The following is a 1,118-nucleotide window of genomic DNA, read 5'->3' on the forward strand; positions in this document are numbered from 1 at the left end:
CCACAAATTCCTGCAACACCAGAGAATCCAACTCCAGTTAACCCAGTAATCCCTTATCCATTCGATCCAACCAACCCAGATAAGCCAATCGATCCAACGACACCTTACCCAGATGGTGAAGTTCCATCAATCCCTCATGTACCAGGCTTCACACCAGTTGATCCTAAGACAAATGAGCCATTGAAACCAGTTGATCCAACAGATCCAAGCAAGGGTTATGTGCCACCAACTCCAGATGAGTCAGGTATCGACACACCAATCCCTTACGTACAAAACGGTAACGTTGTTGTTAACTATGTGACTGAAGACGGTACAGTGATTAAGACACCTGTTCAAGACGAAACAAACGCTCCAGCAGGTAAGTCTTACGACACAACTGATAACAAGCCAAACACTATCACTACAGAAGATGGTACAACTTATGAGCTTGTTCGTGTTGAAGGTTCAGAAACTGGTACTGTTGTAGGTGGTAAGACTACTGAAGTAACTTACGTTTACCGTAAAGTAGAAACACCTGCTAAGAAAGTTGTGACAAACCACGTTGACGAAAATGGTAACCCAATCGCACCACAAGAAGAGGGTACAACACCTAACAAGTCAATCCCAGGATACGAGTTCACAGGTAAGACTGTAACAGATCCAGATGGTAACACAACTCACATCTACCGCAAGGTTGAAACACCTGCTAAGAAAGTTGTGACAAACCACGTTGACGAAAATGGTAACCCAATCGCACCGCAAGAAGAAGGTACAACACCTAACAAGTCAATCCCAGGATATGAGTTCACAGGTAAGACTGTAACAGATCCAGATGGTAACACAACTCACATCTACCGTAAAGTAGAAACACCTGCTAAGAAGGTTGTAACAAACCACGTTGACGAAGACGGTAACCCAATTGCACCGCAAGAAGAAGGTACAACACCTAACAAGTCAATCCCAGGATATGAGTTCACAGGTAAGACTGTAACAGATCCAGATGGTAACACAACTCACATCTACCGTAAAGTAGAAACACCTGCTAAGAAGGTTGTAACAAACCACGTTGACGAAAATGGTAACCCAATTGCACCGCAAGAAGAGGGAACAACACCTAACAAGTCAATCCCAGGATACGC

The 1,118-nt window shown here is 43.9% G+C and carries 1 protein-coding gene; it reads left to right on the forward strand.

The window, feature by feature from the left end:
- Positions 1–1,118, forward strand: a 1,118-nt coding sequence (locus tag C1G49_RS10400; RefSeq protein WP_193434000.1) for a MucBP domain-containing protein, incomplete at both ends; no start/stop codon positions are given.

This window comes from Streptococcus suis (assembly GCF_002960625.1).
GTDB lineage: Bacteria > Bacillota > Bacilli > Lactobacillales > Streptococcaceae > Streptococcus > Streptococcus suis_T.